The organism is Schlesneria sp., from assembly GCF_036405755.1.
GTDB lineage: Bacteria > Planctomycetota > Planctomycetia > Planctomycetales > Planctomycetaceae > Schlesneria > Schlesneria sphaerica.
The window spans coordinates 1-2533 of record NZ_DASWWZ010000260.1 but is presented as its reverse complement, the minus strand read 5'-3'; the positions used below and the strand labels follow the sequence as shown (position 1 = coordinate 2533).

Annotated in this window: 2 protein-coding genes and 1 pseudogene; 2 read left to right on the top strand and 1 reads right to left on the bottom strand. The window is 56.3% G+C overall.

Annotation, left to right across the window (positions count from 1 at the left end):
- Positions 1-288 (bottom strand): annotated as a pseudogene (locus VGE80_RS09120) (hypothetical protein); the annotation flags it as partial.
- 612 nt (positions 289-900) lie between these two features.
- Between VGE80_RS09120 and VGE80_RS09115 the strand changes: the two are divergent.
- Both VGE80_RS09115 and VGE80_RS09110 read left to right on the top strand, forming a co-directional pair.
- Positions 901-1776, top strand: a complete 876-nt coding sequence (locus tag VGE80_RS09115; protein ID WP_440592432.1) for a peptidoglycan recognition protein family protein — start codon at positions 901-903, stop codon at positions 1774-1776.
- Positions 1773-2533: alpha/beta hydrolase (locus tag VGE80_RS09110; protein ID WP_440592431.1), on the top strand; the 761-nt coding region annotated here is incomplete at its 3' end. The genes VGE80_RS09115 and VGE80_RS09110, both read left to right, overlap by 4 nt.

Genomic DNA, 2533 nt, shown 5'->3' with positions numbered 1-2533 from the left:
CGTGCAGTTTCCTGCGAGTTCGACCACTTCTTCTGCGAATCGCAGCATCAGTGCTTCGCTCTGATCGGGCGTCACTTTATCAGACGGCCATGACCAGACATTACCCAGGGGCATGCTACCGAAACCGCTGGAGTGGCGCTTTCCATCGCGCGACTCGACTTCAACATCGACATTCAGCTGAAGTGTTTTTTCGATGACGCGACCGCCAAATTTCAGCGGTGCCCGGAAAGGGATGGTTTCAACGGCGCAAGCGGCACTCTTAATGCGGATGTCCGTCGCTTTCGACATATCCTCGCAACTTTTTCGATAGAGGGTGGATTAATGGATAACTGACGCCCGGACGGATCTTATCGGGACTTAACCAGCCGTTCAAGAAGCGATCCGCTTCGAGACGGGGCGTTCGAATCAAATCGCTACAATCGGTTCGGCGTGGTCGAGTGGATCGTGCGAGCAGGTTCTCTTTCGGGACTCGCAGTCTTCAGATACTAGCAGACCTGTAACCGGAGTCAGCGTCAATAGGAAATCGCCCGCCCGAATCACTCTTTATTGTCACCCGATTTCCGTCACAGAGGACGCGGACCAGGGGGCCCGCCGGGGGTGAGCGGCAGGCTGGTTTCTCGCTCAACTTGAGAGGATTCGCGTACGCGGCCCAAAACCGATGAATTTCGCGTCTAGCGTGACAATTAGGTGATTCAGGTGGGCTGCGAGAAGTTACCGGCCCTCAAAAGTGCGTGAAAAGCCGGCAAATCCGACCAGCTTTAACGGTCTCGCCCTGTCTCCGATGGTCTGAAACCCTGTCCGCAAAACACTCTACGTTGACATGATTTCACGAGAAAACTACAGTCCTGACCGCTTGGAACACCCCGGTCGAGCGAGTTGATACTACCCAATGGATGGGGCATGAACCGCAGCAAGAAGCACGCGCTGAATGAACGAGAGGCTCGACGTGTCGAAGGGACTCCCTGGTGCACGAGCGGGACAGCATGGCTGGTTGTGAAGTCTCTGGTGGCGACGTGTCTGATTGTTTGTAGTGTCGGAGGGACGGGCTGTTATCAATCGACTGTTGTCCCGCCAACCGCTTCGATTCCATCCTCGATGCGTCCAAACCCGATTCAGACGCCACCCGTGGAGTCATTCAGTCCTCCCACAATGCATCCGATCGACCCGATCACGAAGAAGAACCCCTGGAAGCCGGACATCGAATCACGCGACTGGAGTTACATCGTTCTGCATCACACGGCTGCCGAAAGCGGAAGTGTGGAAAGTATTCACGAAGAGCATCTGAAGCGCAAAGACAAGAATGGCAAACAATGGCTGGGCGTCGGTTACCACTTTGTCATTGGCAACGGTAAGGGGATGGGCGACGGAGAAATCGAGCCCACATTTCGCTGGAGACAGCAAATGCAGGGTGCCCATGCCGGAGTGGCGGATTATAACCAGCTTGGGATTGGCATCGTTCTGATTGGAAATTTCGAAGAATCACCACCGACAAAATCCCAGCTTGCTGCGGTCAAAAAGCTGGTGGGAATCCTGAAAAGAGACTACCGCATCGTAGGAAACAAGATCGTGGGGCATAGCGATGTGAAAGCGACGGAATGCCCGGGGAAGTATTTTCCCATGAGCGACGTTCGTGACAGCATTGCGTTCACTGGCGAAGAAGTCAGTCTGCAGGATTCGCCTCTACCTTCGATCCCGATCCGGACAGTCTCTCGACAAATCATTACAAAACTCGACCCGGTCGGACTGAAAGTGTCCCCAGGAGAACTGCGGAAATGACCGAACGCTCCTTTTTCAACTTCGATTGGGAGTCCGGAGACTCTGATCGTCTCGACCAGACGCCGTGGGGCCGCAGGTTCCATGATTTGACGCCCCCCGTTGAAGATTCTGTCCTGGACGGAACGTTCGATGAGGATCAGCTTCCCACGCACAGCGAGATCATCGAACTGATCGAGACGCTGCATGCCGGCGAATCGAGCCCGTTTCTGCCACGTCCGAAATCGGATCGTCCCCACTCGGTTCACCTGCCGGAACACTACGAGGCGCGGTACGCCTATCCGCTCGTCGTCTGGTTCCATGGCGATGGCTCGTCTGAGGAAGAACTGGCCTCGGTGATGCCCAACATCAGCGAGCGGAACTACATCGGTCTGGCCCTGCGTGGGAACGTTCGATCGGGTGACGGATACCGCTGGTCAACGACGGATGAGGCTGTCCGTGAACTGATCGACGATGTCGAGTCACTCGTGTTGTCTCTGCGTCGGGAACGTCACATCCACAGCGAGCGAATCTATCTGGCTGGCTTTGGGAGCGGCGCCTCAGCGGCGATGGAACTGCTGCTGCACAAGCCGGAATGGTTTGGCGGGGCGGCCTGTTTCTACGGATCGCTGCCACTCGTCCCCTTCTCGCAGCGACAGGCTCATGAACTGCGTGATAAGCGGGTTCTGCTTGCCGCAACGACGAATGCCCGATCCGGCAATGCCCGTGGCCTGATCGCTGCAGGACGCCTGCTGAATGCTGCTGGTGTGCGGATCGGCAC

What these genes read in the sequence shown, in the direction of transcription:
- VGE80_RS09115 (WP_440592432.1), top strand. Translation starts at nt 901, where the DNA reads ATGAACCGCAGCAAGAAGCACGCGCTGAATGAACGAGAGGCTCGACGT.